Source organism: Bacillus sp. FAU18, assembly GCF_056033885.1.
Map to the genome: position 1 here is coordinate 1,517,258 of NZ_JBVYHZ010000004.1, position 18,637 is coordinate 1,535,894.

Below are 18,637 nucleotides of genomic sequence, written 5' to 3' on the forward strand. Positions count from 1 at the left end.
TTTATCTGTACATCGGCTCAGGCATTTGTCTGGACCGCCTTAACACATTCACGGCGGCGATGACGAGCGCCATAAACACCCAATGGAAAAATAAATTTGAAACAGAGCTTGGGCTGATACTTGATACCAGGAAACTGACCATAGCGGTAATAAGTCCTTCTGTGATCAGTTTTGACTGATTTTCTAATTTTCTTTCATAAAACTTGTAAAGCACCCATATGAGGTAGGCATAAACGGACAGATATCCCAGCATGATGAACAAGCCAAAATTAGCAAGAATTTCAACAAGCCAGTTATGAACCTCTGCCACATTGTCAGTATCATATACAGCATAATGCTCAAGATAATAGGATACATTTCCTGCCCCGACTCCGAATCCGTATGAATCAAGGAAAAAATGCCAAGCGTTTTTCAGCAGATTTGCCCGAGCCACATTTGATGGAAGCCTGTCATGAAATGAATGCAGCGTCTGCGGGGCCAGAAACAGCTCCCAAAACTTTGAATAGATTTTGCTGGCGAAAAGAACTGCGAAAAGAGCAATTCCTGCCGCCGACAGCCATATAGCCATTTTCTTTAAAACAGGCGGCAATACAATGAAGATGTAGACAGCAATACCTGCAAAAATCCCCAGAAGGCTGGCTCTTGAACCAGTGGCAAAAATTAAATACAACGCACAGAGCGAGAGCACAAGGCCAATTGCCTTGATGTATCCATTCTTAATGTTTTTCATCATCGTGATGTAAAAAAAGAAGCTGATGGATAAAAAGGTCGCAAAGTCATTTTGATTAAAAAAGACCGATGTCGGATAATGCTGCTTATACTCCGGTCCGCTGTACAATGTGGAACTCGCAAGATGATGGTGGGTGATATGATTGTAAAAACCAATGATCATCAGAAATACCGTCATCACCAGCCAAATGGCATAAACAATCATCAGCCGCTCCATTTTTTGCACGTACATGACAATAAGATAAATGAAGAAAATTCCCATTGCCAATAAGGCTAAATACTTGAGGCCAACTGTTACCGACTTGGCCCACAGCAGAGAAACAAGGCCATATATAAACCAAAAGGCGAAAAAGAGCAATATCCCTTTTACTTGCAGCCCATGCCATCTTTCAATATGGGTTCGATTCCGAACCATGCCGAAAATATGAAGGCAACCCGCTGCAATGAGCAGAAGCCGGTAAAGGAACAAACTGAAAAATCCAAGATGTATAGCGAAAAATGCATTATTTAAAAAAGTGCAGGCGATCAAAATATAGATTACAGCCATAAAGAGCCGTTCTTTTGTTGTAAATGCGGTTGCAAGCGTCAGTAAAAACAGGCCAATTGCCAACACCGCAAGCACAGCAGCCATCTGCATGAAACCTATATCTTTATGGATGGCTCCCAGCAATAGGACGACTCCAAATATAGCAGCGGCCAGTAACGCTAGCGTATGGACCGCTGATCGTTTGATACTCACATGTTTAACCCCTTTCCTGATGTTTCAGGAGCCGGCGGCCGAGCCTAGCAGCCGGCAGCTTCAACCAAGTAACACTTTTTCTTTTTATAAATTGACGCTTCCCAAGTCTTTAGCCAATTCTTCAAGCGGCAAGCCCGGAAAATACTTGTCAGAGGGTTCCGTTCCCCGAACAGCGGGACGGCCGATAGAGTGATAAATGTATCCGGCTGCCTGCATCTCTTCAAGTGAAAATAAATTTCTGCCGTCGATGATGACTGGCTGTTTTAAGAGGGTTTTCACTTTTACAAGTTCCATTTCTTTCACTTCCGGCCAATCCGTTAAAATCAGGCATGCATCAGTGTCCTCAATCGCAGCATACACATCTGTGTAATACTCGACCTGTTCGCCAAGGATCGCTGAAGCTTCAGGAATAGCAATCGGATCGTATGCTTTTACATGGGCGCCCAGCTGCTGCAGCATTGGGATAATATCAAGCGCTGGAGCTGATCTCACATCGTTCGTATTCGGTTTGAAGGCTAATCCCAGGACTGAAATAGTTCTCCCTTTGACGCTTCCCATAACAGTCAAAAGTTTATCTACAATATGAACACGCTGCTTTTCGTTCGTTTCAATGACAGCTTCGATGAGCTTGAATGGATAGCCTGCCGATTTTGCGATTTGAAGCAACGCGGTTGTATCCTTTGGAAAACATGAACCGCCGAATCCTATACCCGCTTTAAGGAACTTTCTGCCGATACGGCTGTCAAGACCAACACCATCAGCAACTTTTGAAACGTCTGCGCCGACTCGCTCACAAATGTTTGCGATATCGTTGATAAAGGAAATCTTTGTCGCCAGAAATGCATTCGCGGCGTATTTAATCATTTCTGCACTTTCTAGGTTTGTTTTAATGACAGGAGCATGGAATGGCTGATGAAGTTCCTCAATGATGGCAGCGGCTTTATGACTTGTTGAACCAATTACGGCACGCTCCATATTCATCGTGTCATGAATCGCTGACCCTTCCCGAAGGAATTCAGGGTTAGATACAACATCAAATGAGTATCTCCCCTTTGAGGCTTTTTGAACGATAGATTGCACCAGTTTCCCTGTTCCAACCGGGACTGTGCTTTTATTTACGATCACTTTGTAGCCGTTAAGATGCTCACCGATTGTTTTCGCCGCCGCTTTGACGTACGTTAAATCAGCTTCACCTGTTTTGGACATAGGCGTTCCGACTGCAATATAAATAATATCTGAGGCCCGAATGGCAGACGGGATATCGTTCGTAAAGGTCAAGCGCTGATCCAGCACATTTTTTTCAACTAAGTCTGCAAGCCCTGGTTCATAGATTGGGATTACCCCATTTTTCAGACTTCTGATTTTTGATTCATCGATATCACAGCAAACAACTTTATTGCCGATCTCCGCAAAGCAAGTGCCTGATACGAGTCCTACATAACCTGTTCCAATGACAGCTATTTTTTTCACAGCGCTCATCCCTCTCCTGTAAAATGATCTTCCTATTTATATTGGTCGCAGTTTCTTACGATTAAACGGACGTTTTCGTGACCGTCTGATACTGATGATGCAAAGCCTTGGCGTTTTTTCCTGCGTCAAATTGAGCCTGCACGGTTTCATACAAGTCATCTGCTACTTCCGGCTTCCATATTTGCTCATGTTCGTACCGAGTGATCGCTTCCGCCAAGGCTTGAGCGGATTTCGGTTTAATCAGCAGATGTTGGTGCTTTCCGAATAAAGACGACACTCCGCCAACATCCGTACAGATAACAGGAACCCTTAGCGCCAGCGCCTCAATCACAACAGTCGGCATCCCCTCACTGTAAGAAGGAAGCACGAATAGATCTGCCGCAAGTAAATAGTCTCTTACATGATGATTCGGCACTTGGCCTGTGACGATATGCCCCTTCTGCGTCAGCGTCGATTTTGCGGGACCATCCCCGACAAAGACTGCCTGAGGTGGGTCCTGCAGCGATTCGATCGCTTCAGACAGTTCAAAAATGCCTTTCTCTCTGACCAGCCGGCCGACATAGACAGCCAGACGCTGATCAAGCGGGAGTCCGAGTCTTTCTCTGATTTCCTCTTTCGTCTCCTCATTCTCCTGAAAACGGCTGAGCTGTATGCCAATTGGCAAAACCGAGCTGTCAAAGCCCGAAAGCTTTTTGGCTTCTTCCTGAAGCTTGTGGCTGACTGCTAAAACAACTGACGCAGAACCTACGGCACGCTTGAAGGCTTTAAACGCTCCTTTGCTATAATGCGGATAGACATTCACATCACTGCCATGCAAGGTCAGGATATAAGGAATTTGCGCTGACTCTGACACGACTGCCGCAGCCCCGCCCGATGGCATGGCAAAATGAGCATGGATCAGATCCGGATATAGGTCGCGCTGTTTCATTGTTTTTAAAACGGCTGATGCGATTCTCCGATGAGGCTGCGCCCACTTCAGCTGGCCGGGAACTGCCCGATAGAAAGGCCGGTAAACCGGTATCCCTTTTCTAATCTCATACTCCGGTCTGGCATCCTTTTTTCGATATGTCTTTTTCAGCATGCGGACAGGTGCTGAATGAAAAGGCCGTGGGCATATCACAGTGATATCAAGCCCGAGTTTTTGCAGCTCTTGCACCTGTGTCTCATGAAACACACCCTCTCCGGGTTTCATACTGCTCGGATATACGCTTGTGATCCACAAAATCTTCATGACAAACGCCCTTTTCTTAGTAGTTTGTTTTTCGTTTGAGGGTACGCTTTTACCAAAAGAAAGAGATAGCACAGCGCCCCGGCCGCAACTGAAATGGCCAGCCGCATTTCTGCCTGCATACTGAAGTGTTCGGTACTGAGGCTTACACCAAACGCGATGATGCCCATCGCCGCAGTAATCAGAAATGGCTTCATAATCGACTGGAAATAAGCTGAAAGGTTAAGCTTGATGACATATGCCAGGAGCCAGCGCCCGATCAGGAAATTAACAACGCTGATAATGGCATACACCCATGCGACTGTCAGCAGACTTCCCGTCTGTACAGCTGCAAACAGTGATAATACGTACAGCAGCAGTACGCCGGAATCCCAATAAAACGCTAAGTCAGCTCTTCCTTTTGCCAGCAGTACAGATCCATTTGGATTCATGAGCACTCTTAGTATCCCGACAATGGCCAGAACATTCAGGATCGGAACAGCAGCAAGCCACTTTTCTCCGAAAACCGCTGTGATAAAGGCGTCTGACACAGACACGAGCCCGATTAACAGCGGAAACGAAACAAGCGCCAGCATTTTTGTCATATTCAGAAAGCCTTCTCTGATCACGCTGTTTTCATATTTGTTTTTTGCGAAAACAGGGAATGCCACCCGTGTGACAATCGGATTGATCTTCAAAACCGGAATGGTGACAATCTGATAAGCGAGGTTATAAATTCCCAATGCTTCAGCACCAATAAACCGGCCGATCAAAATCATGTCGATATTTGCTCCCAGCCTGTTCACAAGACGGGATGAAAGCTGAAAGGCTCCAAAAGAAAAGAAATCCTTCATGCCTCTCAAATCAAAAACAAAAGCAGGATGCCACTTTTTTCGATATACAGCCCAATATAAAATCCCTTTACTGGACTGCAGCAGGACTTGAGAAATCACGTACGCCAAAATCGCATCCATCATAAAAACCGCTATCGCTAAATATCCGAATGAAAATACATTTGAAAAAATCTCTATTTTGCTTAACGTATTAAACTGCAGCTGCTTTTGCAGCATATACTGATATTGCTGTCCAATTGGCGCGATCAAAAACATAATCGCCAGAATCCGAACCAGAAACACCAGCTCTTCTCTTTGATAAAATCCCGCAATGACAGGACTGCTCACATATAAAAGAACAAACAGCAAAACGCCCGTCATAATGTTAAGCCAATACAATGTTGACAGCTGGCGCTCCGTCGCGTCGTCTCTCTGAATTAATGCTGCGCCAAAACCCATATCGAGCACAATCTGGGCGAAAACTGTAACCGTTGTGATCATGCCGACAAGCCCAAATTCTGTTAAGGTCATCATATTTCCAAGCAGGGCAAACTGAACAATTTGTATGATTGTAATACACATGGTTGAAATACTTGTCCACTTTGCACCGCTCATGATTTGTTTTGTAATACTTGGCATCATATTCCCTACTTCTTTTTAAGCTCAGATTGATGGTAAATAATGGAATTCTGTTTTATCTTGCACCATCACCCGTCCAAACTACTTTACAAGTTTTTAACATAATTTTTAATTCTAAAGTGAAAGTCAGATTGCGAATGTAATATAAATCAAATATCAGCTTTTCCTTCGGCGTCATATCGTAACCGCCGTTCACCTGAGCCCAGCCGCTCAATCCCGGTTTAACAGCCAGACGCTGTGTAAAGCCTGGAATCTCATTCTGGAATTTTTCCGTAAATACAGGCCGTTCCGGACGAGGGCCAATCATACTCATATCGCCTTTCAGCACATTAAACAGCTGAGGAAGCTCGTCAATTCTCGTTCTTCTGATAAAAGCTCCGATCCTTGTCACCCGCGGATCTTGCTTCTGTGCCCAAACCGCCCCAGACTTCTCGGCATCTATTTTCATGGAACGAAGCTTATAAAGCTTAAATGGTTTCCCGCCTTTCCCTACGCGTTCCTGCGTATAAATGGCAGGCCCCGGCGTCTCCAAACAAATCAATATTGAAAATACCGCAATCATTGGCAGCGCAATCGCCAACCCAATGAGCGCAAACCAAATATCCATTACGCGCTTTATTGCCAAATAACGAGCCGTCTTTTCAGATAATGTAAAAGAATGTATTTGCTGAACTGAGAATTCACGACTCACATTCATGCTTTTCTCTGCACTCACTGACACACACCTCACGATTTGTTTGGGATGTTATGATGACCTATGCCAGTCAGTTTAGCAGACGGATGTTAATTGGATGTAAATGGTATGTTAAGAAGTGTGAATTTGTTATTTTTTCTGACATTTATCCGTAAACTTTTTATTGTTTTAGACACTTTTTTTAAAAATTAAGCATATTGTTTAAAAAAAGAGACAAATCATTTTACTGATTTGTCTCTTTTCGTTGAGAAGCATTTAATATTGAAAATAAAACTTTGATTTAGAGGTTAACAGCTTGTATTGAACCTCAACCATTTTACTAAAGAATAACATGGATTTTCGTTCCACGTTCCGTGTGTCCAGGACAATTGTTTGGTTATCCACTTTTGCACTGATTTTATTTTGGGAAGTATTTATCGCAAATTCAATTAATCGCTCTTTCTTTACATGAACTAGCTGTTCAAGCAAACTCTGCACGTTTACCGTCAATTTTGTACAATTAGGCTCTAACTCTATACGTTTTACCGGTAATGAGATTTCAGACTGTCCGGTATTCACAATGATTTTTGAATGATTTGGCAAACAGATTTGCTTATCTTTAAAAATAAATGATAAATCTTTTGATTCTGTTTCATATGAAAGTTCTGCTTCTGTATAGGCATGTTTCTTTATATCAATCGAAAGATTATCGTAGTTCATTGTGAAATATGGTCTTGCACTGAAGACAAACAAAGCATTATGCCCTAAATACATCGTTTTTGTAGAATACTTATACGCAGCACGCTTGTTTCCGATTCTCGCCCTTAATTTGTAGCCGTCTATCGACGATTCAATAAAGAAATCCCAAACGCCTAAATCTTCTTCTGCAGATGCCAGTTCATCAAACTTGCACTCAAATGTAAATGTTGAATTTTCATACTTAGCCGGCGAAATGTATTTTTCCGCCTTTGTATCGCGATGAACAAATACTCCTGTCAGAGATTGATTTTGATTCATTTCATCATCAACCAATTTGTGTTTAATGGTTCCTTGAATGCTGAGGCTGCGATCGTTAAATTCAATATTTTGCAGATAATGCTCAAGCTTATTTTTATAATTCACTTTTAATAGTTCTTCAGAAATTGGATATCGCTCTAAGCTCGGATAACGTGCAATTAAATCCCCGTTATATACAACACAGAACTTTTTAATGTCTTGTTCCTCACGCTCATACTGGGTTAACCCCTGCAAATCATTATTCCGAATAAACAGCAGACGCAATTTGATATGCGGAAGCACAAATTGATCAGCCTCTTCAGGTACTGCATGAATAAATGAAGACAAATATTTAAACCATTCAGCTCTTTCTTCATCGGTCTTCATTTTTATTGTGACATTTTTTGTCCGCGAAAAATCGAAATGCCTGTTTAAAAATACTGCCATCAGTTTAATTTTTCTTCCTTCTTCCAGGTCACTAGCCTTGATAGCAGAAATAATATCTTCCATTGCTCCATAAAAGTTCTCTGGGGGAACATAAGCAACACTCATATGTTCACCGTCTCTTTTGACCAGATAGTAATAATCATAGTCAGCTGAAACAGAAATCTTCTTTGCCTTTAAATAAGCGTTCATTGTGAAGACTTGATCTTCCGCTGCTTTTATGTGAGTAGGGAAGATGATTTGATTTTCTTTTAAAAGTGAGGCTTTAAACAGTTTTTGGGGTCCCAATGTGAAAACAATTTTGGAATCAACCAAATCAACATCTGGGTTTGTTTCCTTAAACATTGATTTGGGAACACCTCGGCCGTTTATCCCTTTTAACTTACCTAAAGTAATATCTGAATCATTCTCTTTTGAGAAATTGTACCATCTTAACAATGCTTCATTGCCTAGATAGTCATCGGAATCAACAAACAGGATGTATTCACCTTTGGCAATTTTTATTGCATCATTCCGCGGCGCACCTGGACCGCCTGAATTTACGGTTCTTTCAACAACAACAATATTGTCATATTTCTTTTTATATCGATTCAAAATGTCTAAAGATGAATCCGTAGATTTATCATCGACACATATAATCTCATAATCCTCTTTTGGCATCGTTTGGTTAACTAAGCTATCAAGACATTCGGAAATAAGATCTTCTGAATTATATACAGGGATAACAATGCTTATTTTCATCGATTACCTCACTACCCTAATGGATCGGTTATATTTTTGCCTGATAATTATATCAAAAACATCTGTCAATAAGAATAGGCCTAACCTTAAATTTTGTTAAACTTTTACATAGCATATGTGGTTTAAAATTTTTCTCATTTTATCGTATAAAAAAGCTTGCCGGCAATTCCTGATAGGTTCTGCCGGCAAGCCGCTATTGATGTCTACTAATTTAATCCCCTAATAATATCCAATGATTCCTTCATATATTGCTTGAGCTGCTTTTTCTTGATACAAAGCACTCTTTAACTTACTTGCGTCGTTCGCATTTGAAATGAACGCCAGCTCCACTAAACTACTCGGCATCGTTGATTCTCTGATGACATGGAAATTCCCGATTTTCACGCCGCGGTTTTGAGTATTGAGTGCTTTATAGAGTCTGTTTTGTATTTCTGTCGCAAGCCGTTTGCTGTTTTCTGACTCATATTTTGTATAATAGTAGGTTTCAGTACCGGTTGCTGCTGGGCTCGCTGAATTGGCGTGAATACTCACAAACAGGTTTGCATTATTGCTTTTTGCTTTTGCAACCCGCTCTGAAAGCTCCAAGAAAACATCTGTAGATCTGGCCATAATCGGAATGGCTCCACCATTGGAAAGTTTGCTGTTTACAAGCTTAGCAACGGCAAGGTTAACATCTTTCTCCTTTAAACCATTACCTACCGCGCCGCTGTCATAACCACCATGTCCTGCATCCACAAATACCTTTTTGCCAACAATCACATTTTTCAGCTGATTCACAACATTTGTGGTAACTGAAATGGTTCCCCCAAGAACTGTGAAAGTGTTCTTGCTATTTGATCCGATGACTGTTCTTGTCGCAGTCGGCAATGAACCGGCGTCAGTAAATAGCATTGGGCGATTTTGCTTCGCCGCCAGCACAGAACCCGCTAAAGCATCTGCATATTGATAGCCATTGCTGACAAATGCAGCTTTTGATGAAGAATAATACTTTTTCGCTATGTTGGCAGCCACTTCAAAACGGCTGTTCCCGCCGATCCTTGTTGGTGATGGCAACTGGCTGTAAACGCTTTTTGAGACACTGATTTCTCCCCCGACCACAATAGTCGATGTTGTTCCTTTGCTGTTCATCGCATTTTTCGTTGGTTCGGGAATAGAGCTTTCAGTCGTCAGAAGAATTGGAATACCATTACGGGCAGCATAAGAACCGATTGCCAGACTGTCAGCATATGCCGTTCCATTTGCGATTACTGCTTTTGAATTTGAAGACAATTTTTTAGAAATATTTTGAGCAACTTCATAGCGGCTTCTTCCGCCGATCCGTTCCACATTGGAAATACCCAATTTTTTAATGTCGCTTACAACGTTGTTAGAAACACTGATCGTTCCGCCAATGACGATGACCTTGCTCGGTTTAAGCTGGCTGATTCTGTCTTTCGTCGGTGCAGTCAGTTTAGATGATTCCGTCAATAGAATCGGGGCATTGTATTTGTAAGCCAAAGGTGCAGCAGTTAATACATCGGCATATGCTGTTCCGTTTGCTATAACAACCGTGCCTGCACTGCTCCAGCCTTGTTTTGATACATTTACTGCAACCTCATATCTGCTTGCTCCATCCAGCCTTGTAACAGAGTTGGCCGCAAACGCATTTGGTACAAATAACACGACTCCTAGTATCAGCATAGGTATGCTTTTAAGAAAGATCCGCAAAGATAGTCCCTCCAAAGATTCATAATGATTCATAAATCAAATAACGAACAAAGGAGGCATCTCGCCTCCTTTGACTCTAACAATCTTTTAATAGCTTGATAGAGTTGTTCCCGGATAGTAAAAACTTAAAATTGTTGTATAAGATTGTCCGGCAGCTGCTCTGGCATTGGCTCCGTACTGACTCATGCCTATGCCGTGTCCGTATCCTTTACCGCTAATGAGAAAGGCGTTTGTATTGCTTGAGACAGAAGCATATGTACTCTTCATATTGGAAGCGCCAAGCATCGTTCTCAGCTCTGCTGCAGGTACAGTAATTGTTGCTGTTTTTTCACTGAGGCTTCCATTTGACAGAATATAGCCATTTGATTTTTCTTTCACGAAATATGAGAATGTGACGCTTGCTGTTTCCGGCCGCTGACCGGCAGTTTTCTCCGTGCTGAATTTCACACTGGATATTTTCGTGATTTTGATAGACTCGGCATTGCTGTATTTATTTTTAATAAACCAGCTTTTCAAACCGCTCAAATATGATGAGTTTGTTTCATTTTTAGAGCTCCACCAAGAACCCGGGCTTTTCAGATTCAGACTGCTCTTATCAAGCTGGGTTTTATTTAAAGACAGAGACCAGCTGATTTGCGGGTCGTACGTATCTTTTTTGGCGATTAAATAAGGAAGCTGGCTGCTCCACACCTCACCGCTCGCTTCTGTGTAGCCGCCGTTGCTTGAGGAATACGTAGCTGAAATCAAATTCCCATTGTATTTCAAAACTTTTCCTTTTGTAGCTTCGACCACTTCTGAAGTTTTTGAATTCCAGTCATATCCGCCATATACCTGAAAAGCGGTGGTGTCTTGTACTTCTTTTCCGGCCGAACTGATGGAATAAGTTCTCGCTGCGACAGCTTGGGCTTTAAGCGCTTCTTTCTGCCAGCTGGCCGGCATTTCATGAGGAACAACACCCTTTAAATAATCTTCAAAGGGGATATTCACATTGATTGGCCGAACATATTTGCCTGACTCTATTGTAAATTTCATGTTTCCGAGATATGGCGTTCCGTTCAGACTGATAGAATTTGCAGTTGCATATTTTTTAGGCTGTGCTGTAAAAGACGTTCCAAGCGTCTTGATTGCAGTACTGTTTTTATAAAGCACTAGGTTTCCGCCGGTTAACTTGACTGTATATCCAGTTCCTGCAAAAGTATCTGCCAGTTTGTTCTTTAGCGTATCACTGATGGAAATGCTTCCTCCAAGCAGCGCAAATGACTGAGTTCCTTTTGACGCTACTACATCAGCGACTGGTGACGGCAGGCTGCCTGATTCAACCAGCAGTAAAGGGCTTCCCTGCTTTGCTGCAAGCACAGATCCCGTTAATGCATCCGCGAATGTTTGGCCGTTTGACATAAATACCTTTGTTGCTTTCATATTTAATTCTTTAACGATATTGGCAGATACCTCATATCGGGAAACGCCGCCAATCCGTTTCACAGTTGCCTTCTTTTTTAATGCAGCTTCCACACCAGTGCTGACACTCAACGGACCGCCGACAATTGTAACCTTGCTTGGAATTTTGTAATCACTGCGGATGTTATTGTCTCCCGCAAGTAAAATCGGATAACCGTTCATTGCAGCATATGGCGCGATTGACAGGGCATCCGTAAAGACCATGCCTGTGGCCACTACTGCCTGGCTGTAATTCCCCATCCGATCGGCTATGTTTTTAGAAACCTCGTAACGGGTTGCTCCTCCAATCCGATCGATAGAACCATATTTTTTTAATGTATTTTCTACATTTTTAGAAACACTGATTGTCCCGCCAATGATGAGAATATTGTCAGGATTTAATTTTGCAATTTCGCTTTCTGTTTTTGGTGTTAGCGAATCTGCATCTGTTAATAAAATCGGTGCATCGTACTTTTTGGCAAGCGGGGTTGCTGAGAGCGCATCGGCAAAAGCGTCCCGATTCACAATGACCACAGTAGTTGGATTTGTCCATCCGGCAGAGGCGACATTATTGGCAACATCAAAACGGGTTGCTCCTCCATATCGCTCCGTATCCGCAATTCTTGAGCCGGGAATTTCATATCCGCCTATGATATCGACATCCAAACTTGATTTGCTGCCTACATAATTACTCAGCTTAACCGAAATGGTTTTATCAGCGGCTTTCGCAGTCTGCATAAACGCCGGACATGCTACAGCCGCCGCAGTGACTGACGATAGAAGCAAGAGCTTCATTTTTTTCAAAACATGGAACCCCCTAAGAGTTTTTTATTACTTTGTCTCAAGATCCTTAAGCATTAAAGCGCCATTTGAATCTTTTGTATATTTGACAACAACTTTTTGCCCTTCTGAAATGCTGTTCATTTTGTCCTGAAGGTCTGAACCAACCTGAATCGACGTCTCTTTATCATCAATAGTGACTGCAATTGTATGGCTGTCCGCCAAACCGGCAAAAGTGCCTTCCTTCGTTACTGTCTCTTCTGCAGCCGCATCCTGGCTGTCTGAATTTGTTTCTGCTCCTGATGAGTTCTGAGCTGTGCCGCACGCAGACAAAAGAAGCAGCATTGAGAACATTAAAATAGCAATTTTTTTCATTCCTATATCACCTCTCCACTTTTTATCGACAATTTTAAGCTTATTTTAAGATTTCTTTCAAAACAACGAAAAATTTTTGCGGATTTTCTTAAAATACCGAAACATTTGTTACAAGGAGCCGTCTATTGTAAAGAATCAGACAAATTTTAGTTGTTTTCAAATATTAAGAAACTTATAATCGTACTAGATTACAAAAAAGCGAGGACTTTATTATGAGAGCTGAAAAAAGAAAGAAAAAAAGAAAGGCGTTACTTGTCATTTTAGCCATTGTGGCCGTATTTGTACTCGGAACAGGCGGCTATGCATACTACTTATGGCATAAAGCAGCTTCAACCGTGGCAAGTATTCATGAAAGCATTGATAAATCGAAAAAGAGGGATAAAGAAGTCAGTATCAATAAAAAAGATCCTTTTTCCGTCTTAATCATGGGTGTGGATGAACGCGACGGCGATAAGGGCCGTGCCGATACGCTCATTTATATGACCGTTAACCCAAAAACGAATACAACCGACATGGTCAGCATTCCGCGTGACACGTATACAAAAATTATCGGAAAAGGCACAATGGATAAAATCAACCATTCATACGCTTTCGGCGGCACGCAGATGACGGTAGACACTGTTGAGAACTTCCTCGATGTCCCGGTTGATTATTTTGTAAAAGTGAACATGGAAAGCTTTAGAGACGTTGTTGATACACTTGGCGGCATTACAGTTAACAGCACATTCGCGTTTAGTTATGACGGTTATTCGTTCGGCAAAGGAGAAATCACGCTGAATGGAAAAGAAGCACTCGCTTATACCCGGATGAGAAAAGAAGATCCGAGAGGCGACTTCGGACGCCAGGACCGCCAGCGCCAAGTCATCCAAGGTATTATTAATAAAGGCGCTAATATTTCTTCTATCACGAAATTCGGAGATATGTTTAAAGTTGTTGAAGATAATGTGAAAACGAACTTGACCTTCGATAACATGTGGGATATCCAGTCCGATTACAAAGGTGCCCGGAAACATATTAAACAGCACGAACTAAAAGGTACAGGCACGAAAATCAATGGAATTTACTACTACCAAGCTGATGAAAGCGCCCTTTCCGATATTACAAAAGAGCTGAAGGAAAGCCTCGAAAAGTAAAACAAAAAGAAGCTTCGCACAATGTGCAAAGCTTCTTTTTTATTTGCCTGTAAATGAATCCGGTTGTTCTTTCCGATACCCGTAATGAAACAGCAATTCTTCCACAATCCGGCGGGAAGCCTCTCCATCTCCATACGGATTAGAAGCCTGGGACATTTTCTTGTACTCATCATGATCAGTTAACAGCTGTTTTGCCAGCTGATAAATGTTTTCCTCATCCGTCCCTGCAAGTTTCAGCGTTCCCGCTTCCACTCCTTCAGGCCGTTCCGTCGTATCACGCAGAACAAGCACCGGTTTCCCGAGAGATGGGGCTTCCTCCTGCACGCCGCCCGAATCTGTCAATATAAAATGCGATTTCGCTGCAAAGTTATGGAAATCAATCACCTCTAAAGGTTCAATCAGATGCACTCTGTCAGAATCACCAAAATGCTTCTGAGCCGCTTCCCGGACAACAGGATTCAGGTGCACAGGGTAAACGACTTGTACATCTTCAAATTCCCCTACAATTCTGCGGATGGCCTTGAACATATTTTCCATTGGCTCACCCAAATTTTCCCGGCGGTGAGCGGTCAAGAGAATCATTTTATCCTTACCCACCTGATCGAGAACAGGATGTGAGTAACCATCCCTAACCGTTGTGTTGAGTGCGTCAATCGCTGTATTGCCCGTTACAAAAATAGAGGCGGCCTTTTTGTTTTCTTTTAATAAATTGTCTTTCGCCTGGCCTGTCGGAGCAAAATGCAAATCAGCAATCGCCCCTGTCATCTGTCGATTGAGCTCTTCCGGAAACGGGGAATACTTATTCCCTGTACGGAGCCCCGCCTCCACATGACCGACAGCAATTTGATGGTAAAAAGCGGCTAGGCTTCCGGCAAACGTCGTCGTCGTATCACCATGGACAAGCACAATATCAGGTTTGATATCTTTAAACAGCTCATCCAATTTCACAAGTGCGTTGGACGTAATCTCTGCCAGTGTCTGGCGCTCCTTCATAATGTTCAAATCGAAGTCAGGCTTGATGTGAAACGCGTCTAACACCTGATCGAGCATCTGTCTGTGCTGTGCAGTGACCGTTACATAGGAATCTATTTCAGGATATTTTTTCAATTCAAGCACAAGCGGTGCCATCTTGATCGCTTCAGGCCTGGTCCCGAAAACGGTCATAACTTTTAGTTTTTTCATATTTGTCACCTGGTTTCTTTGTTTAACGGGCTGTTAGATAGAATTTCGATTGGTCCGATTGTATAAATAGATCTACTTTCTTCTTTATTTTAAAGCACCATAGCTTTTTTTCAATATTTTTACTGCAAAAGTACACACTGACATCCTTTTTCGGAACCAATGTGGTTTTATAAGAATTAATGGATAAAACAATATTGGTGTTTTGTAAATAAGCCGGAGCAAACTTTTGCTGAACGAGATTCCGATCAACCTGTATCACTGTCCCATCAGCTGAACTGATTTGATTTTTTATTGGTATTAAAAACTCTTGGTTATTGCATTCGAGCAATAATAAAGATTGCTTCGGAAAAAACAATTGGCTTCCAGGAAATACGAACGTTAAATGCTGGTCCGAATCATTATCTCTGAATTCGACTTTCAGAACTTCCTGCTTTCTGATATCCACCGACAAATTATCATAGGTTTTAGTAAAGTACGGCCGTGCGCTGAAAGCATATTCCCCGTTATTCCCAATATATTTAGCATGTTTTGAATAAGGATACGGTTCTCTGCTGCTGCCAATTCGGACGCGTTTTTTATAGCCGTCTATCCCCGATTCAATAAAGAAATCCCAAACACCAATATCTTCTTCATGAATAGCCAAATCAGTAAACTTCGTGAGAAATTCAAATTCTCCGTCCTTAGAATACACTGGGGAAATGATTTTTTCAGTTTTTCTATCACGGTGCACCCAAATGCCGTATAAAGTTTGCATAGCTTGATGCTCTGGTTGTAAAGCCGTGTGGGTAACCGACCCTCTTAATGTGAAAGTGTTGTCCTTCATTTGAAATTCGCTCACGTAATGACTGATTTTGTTTCTGTCATCAACAATCCGTTCATTCTCTGCCAAATGATATGAGATAAGGCTGGGATAGTTTGCTATGATATGACCATTTTTAACTGACGTATATTGTGCCATATTTTCTTTATCAGCTTCAAACTGCTTTAAGCCCTTTAGGTCATTATGGCGTACAAAGTGTAATTTTAACCGCGTATGAGAATGAACAAGTTTATCAATTTCCCGTGGTATATTTTGTTCAACAAAATGATGCAGCTCTGTCATCCATTTTTGCTGCTCCCGTTCGTCCTCGATTGTTACGGTAAAGTCCGTTGTTCTGGAAAAATCAAAATGACGATTCAAAAACTTCGCCATAAACTTCATTTTGCGATTATGTGAAAGACGGCTATTACGAATCATATCTATGATTACCTTCATTGCGCCATAGTAGCTTTGAGGCGCAACGTATGCAAACGTCATATGCTCGCCGTCATGCTGTACAGCATAGTAATAATCATAATCGGCCAGGACAGAAATTTTGTCCGCTTCTAAATAAGCTTGCATGACAAATACCTGATCCTCTGTAGCCTGTATATTAGAGGGGAAATATATGTCATGCATTCTAAGCAGTGAAACTTTAAAAAGTTTTGTCGGTCCTATTGAGTAAACAAGCGGAGATTTTACAAGATCCGCCTCAGGTTTCGTTTCCTTAAAAATAGCTTGCGGGACCGATCTGCCGTTTACACCGACCATTTTCCCAAGCACAATATCTGAATCATGCTGTTTTGCAAATTGATACATTCTCTCGAACGCTTCGATTCCTACATAATCATCGGAATCAATAAAAAAAATGTATTCACCGTTCGCAGCACGTATCGCTTGGTTTCGCGGCTCCCCCGGCCCTCCCGAATTTTTTTCTCGTTCTATAACCGTTATATTAGAATACTGTTCACTGTACTTTTTTAATATTGAAACCGTGCCATCCTGTGAACAATCATCTACACAAATAATTTCGTACTCATTATTCAGCATGGTTTGTTGAACCAGACTATCCAGGCAGCGGGAGATAAAATGTTCTGAGTTGTATGTGGGTACTGCTGCAGTGATTTTCACCATGACACCTCTATCCTTATCCGCTTCTATTTCTTCACATAAAGCTCATATAATGAACAAAAATGGTGCAAAAACGTACTATTTCGTTATTTCAAATACTTCTTCCCATCTTTCAAATAATCGGGCTTCACTATATTCAGTATCCATTAAGTTCTTTGCATTTTTTCCGTATTGAATGGCTCTCTCAGGGTTGTCGTACAAATAAATGATACTTTCAGCAAGCAGGTCAATATGATCAGGTTCTACAAGCATTCCCGTTTCGTGTTCTTTTATGAGCTCCCTCGGGCTGTATTTCACATCAAAACTGATAACAGGGGTTGCGCACGAAAACGATTCACAAATCGCGAGACTAAACCCCTCAAATTTTGATGTTAATAATGTGGCAAGCGCCTGCTGATAAAATGGAGCGGGATTTGCGACATACCCTTTTAAATGTACATTATCTAACTTAAGATCATCGATCAATTGCTGGTATTCCTCATAGCCGGGACCGCTGCCATATATATTCAGGACAATATCCGGCCGGGATTTTTTTACGATTCCCATTGCTTTTATGACCTTATCGATCCCTTTTTCCTCATGATATCTGGCCACCATGACAAACTCGTTTTTCTTTTTTTCATACGTTTGTAATTTTTCAAGCCTTCTTGGTGCATGAGGAATAACAAAAATATTATTGTTCGACTCAAAATCCTTCATGATATCTTCTTTTTGTTCATTCGTTAATACGATCAGCCCGTCATAATCCTTAATATGCTCCATCGCATATTGATGATTGTTTCGAACTTTGCTGCCTAACGTATAAGGATAATCTAAATGATTTGAGTGAACACAGTAAAATCGTTTTGCCAATCCTGCACGCATTTCATTTACTTTTGAAGCACTTCCGACTCCATCACAGATGATAATAGGGTCCTTTTCTTTCTCACATAACGTTTCAAGCCAATGTGTATGAAACTGGTGCTTGTTTTTGAAAAATACAGCTTCCTTTTCACCACGGCCAAACAGCATAACTCCTTGACTGGCTCCTGTTTTAAAATGGTACCATTCTGTTAAATAACAGAAACCGTCGGGTGCTGTGTAGTGAATTTGATTGATTTTTCCGCTTCTTGTATCGAAAATCACAGTTTTATTTACATAACCGCCATGAAAGAATTCTCGCTTTGTCATTTGCATATTTTCATTGAAATGATCTACATATAAAAGATTATCCGACTCATCCCATTTTTTCTTTTTTATATATAAGCCATTCTTGAAGTATTCCGTTTCTAATTTTTCCTTATTATGATACGCAGCGTATGGTTCTTCAAAGCGATTACGATTTTGATCATAGTAACTTTGTTGCACTTCCCCAACTTTCATATGCTTATGCTGATTTTTATAGTCATCATAAATATTGAGGATATTCACATCAGCATGCAGCCTTCCAGCGCTCTTCAGCACTTGCTCAATCTGATCATAATTGTCTTTATAATCAAGTGTAACCAAATCGATTTTATGGCCGCGCTCCGCAAATGTAAAAGATCTTGACATCATAGAGCTTGTAATGCCGCCTTTTTCAATGTCTATTTCATATATTAGTGAAAAGATCCTTCTCATCTTCAAGCTCCTTCTTCTGGTAA

Annotated in this window: 13 protein-coding genes; 1 reads left to right on the forward strand and 12 read right to left on the reverse strand. The window is 41.6% G+C overall.

All coding sequences use genetic code 11. The annotated features are described in order from the left end of the window. Position 1 precedes the first annotated feature (1 nt). The 9 genes from tuaE to AC0OMU_RS18985 form a co-directional block, all read right to left on the reverse strand. A complete protein-coding gene (tuaE, locus tag AC0OMU_RS18945) occupies positions 2-1,468 on the reverse strand; it encodes a teichuronic acid biosynthesis protein TuaE (RefSeq protein ID WP_032726971.1) in 1,467 nt (488 codons plus the stop codon). An 84-nt stretch (positions 1,469-1,552) separates the two neighbouring features. Beyond that, entirely contained in the window at positions 1,553-2,938 is a 1,386-nt protein-coding gene (tuaD, locus tag AC0OMU_RS18950) for a UDP-glucose 6-dehydrogenase TuaD (protein WP_014478137.1), read from the reverse strand. Positions 2,939-2,999: 61 nt separating this feature from the next. After that, positions 3,000-4,169: a teichuronic acid biosynthesis protein TuaC gene (tuaC, locus tag AC0OMU_RS18955; protein WP_015483770.1), complete on the reverse strand. Its 1,170-nt coding sequence runs from the start codon at positions 4,167-4,169 to the stop codon at positions 3,000-3,002. Continuing rightward, positions 4,166-5,617, reverse strand: coding sequence for a teichuronic acid biosynthesis protein TuaB (tuaB, locus tag AC0OMU_RS18960; RefSeq protein ID WP_474241590.1), 1,452 nt, complete (start codon positions 5,615-5,617; stop codon positions 4,166-4,168). Before tuaB ends, tuaC begins: the two co-directional genes overlap by 4 nt. 55 nt (positions 5,618-5,672) lie before the next feature. Then, the gene (locus AC0OMU_RS18965) at positions 5,673-6,332 is read right to left on the reverse strand and encodes a sugar transferase (protein ID WP_003242561.1); all 660 of its coding nucleotides are present in this window, start codon (positions 6,330-6,332) and stop codon (positions 5,673-5,675) included. A gap of 234 nt (positions 6,333-6,566) precedes the next feature. Next, entirely contained in the window at positions 6,567-8,471 is a 1,905-nt protein-coding gene (gene tarQ / locus AC0OMU_RS18970) for a (poly)ribitol-phosphate teichoic acid beta-D-glucosyltransferase TarQ (protein WP_015483772.1), read from the reverse strand. Between the two features lie 219 nt (positions 8,472-8,690). Further along, a complete protein-coding gene (locus tag AC0OMU_RS18975) occupies positions 8,691-10,178 on the reverse strand; it encodes an N-acetylmuramoyl-L-alanine amidase (RefSeq protein ID WP_015483773.1) in 1,488 nt (495 codons plus the stop codon). An 87-nt stretch (positions 10,179-10,265) separates the two neighbouring features. Next, positions 10,266-12,419 (reverse strand): SpoIID/LytB domain-containing protein, encoded by a 2,154-nt coding sequence (locus tag AC0OMU_RS18980; protein ID WP_015483774.1) that lies wholly within the window; start codon positions 12,417-12,419, stop codon positions 10,266-10,268. Positions 12,420-12,446: 27 nt separating this feature from the next. Further along, positions 12,447-12,770 carry a hypothetical protein gene (locus AC0OMU_RS18985; protein ID WP_015384797.1) on the reverse strand — a complete coding sequence of 108 codons (324 nt, stop codon included), beginning with the start codon at positions 12,768-12,770 and terminating at the stop codon, positions 12,447-12,449. A gap of 212 nt (positions 12,771-12,982) precedes the next feature. Between AC0OMU_RS18985 and tagU the strand changes: the two genes are divergently transcribed. After that, positions 12,983-13,903 (forward strand): polyisoprenyl-teichoic acid--peptidoglycan teichoic acid transferase TagU, encoded by a 921-nt coding sequence (tagU, locus tag AC0OMU_RS18990; RefSeq protein WP_015251104.1) that lies wholly within the window; start codon positions 12,983-12,985, stop codon positions 13,901-13,903. A 39-nt stretch (positions 13,904-13,942) separates the two neighbouring features. Here tagU and wecB read toward each other — a convergent pair whose 3' ends face one another. The 3 genes from wecB to AC0OMU_RS19005 form a co-directional block, all read right to left on the reverse strand. Then, the gene (gene wecB / locus AC0OMU_RS18995) at positions 13,943-15,085 is read right to left on the reverse strand and encodes a non-hydrolyzing UDP-N-acetylglucosamine 2-epimerase (RefSeq protein WP_047183282.1); all 1,143 of its coding nucleotides are present in this window, start codon (positions 15,083-15,085) and stop codon (positions 13,943-13,945) included. Positions 15,086-15,107: 22 nt separating this feature from the next. Next, on the reverse strand, positions 15,108-17,018 hold the full coding sequence (locus AC0OMU_RS19000) for a glycosyltransferase (protein WP_181220207.1): 1,911 nt from the start codon (positions 17,016-17,018) through the stop codon (positions 15,108-15,110). A gap of 75 nt (positions 17,019-17,093) precedes the next feature. After that, the gene (locus AC0OMU_RS19005) at positions 17,094-18,614 is read right to left on the reverse strand and encodes a glycosyltransferase (RefSeq protein WP_340034796.1); all 1,521 of its coding nucleotides are present in this window, start codon (positions 18,612-18,614) and stop codon (positions 17,094-17,096) included. Positions 18,615-18,637 lie beyond the last annotated feature (23 nt).

Excerpts from the sequence above, each read along its gene's own strand:
- tarQ (WP_015483772.1), bottom strand. The coding sequence starts at position 8,471 with ATGAAAATAAGCATTGTTATCCCTGTATATAATTCAGAAGATCTTATT.
- AC0OMU_RS19000 (WP_181220207.1), bottom strand. The coding sequence starts at position 17,018 with ATGGTGAAAATCACTGCAGCAGTACCCACATACAACTCAGAACATTTT.
- AC0OMU_RS18985 (WP_015384797.1), bottom strand. The coding sequence starts at position 12,770 with ATGAAAAAAATTGCTATTTTAATGTTCTCAATGCTGCTTCTTTTGTCT.
- tuaB (WP_474241590.1), bottom strand. The coding sequence starts at position 5,617 with ATGCCAAGTATTACAAAACAAATCATGAGCGGTGCAAAGTGGACAAGT.
- wecB (WP_047183282.1), bottom strand. The coding sequence starts at position 15,085 with ATGAAAAAACTAAAAGTTATGACCGTTTTCGGGACCAGGCCTGAAGCG.
- AC0OMU_RS19005 (WP_340034796.1), bottom strand. The coding sequence starts at position 18,614 with ATGAGAAGGATCTTTTCACTAATATATGAAATAGACATTGAAAAAGGC.
- tuaC (WP_015483770.1), bottom strand. The coding sequence starts at position 4,169 with ATGAAGATTTTGTGGATCACAAGCGTATATCCGAGCAGTATGAAACCC.
- tagU (WP_015251104.1), top strand. The coding sequence starts at position 12,983 with ATGAGAGCTGAAAAAAGAAAGAAAAAAAGAAAGGCGTTACTTGTCATT.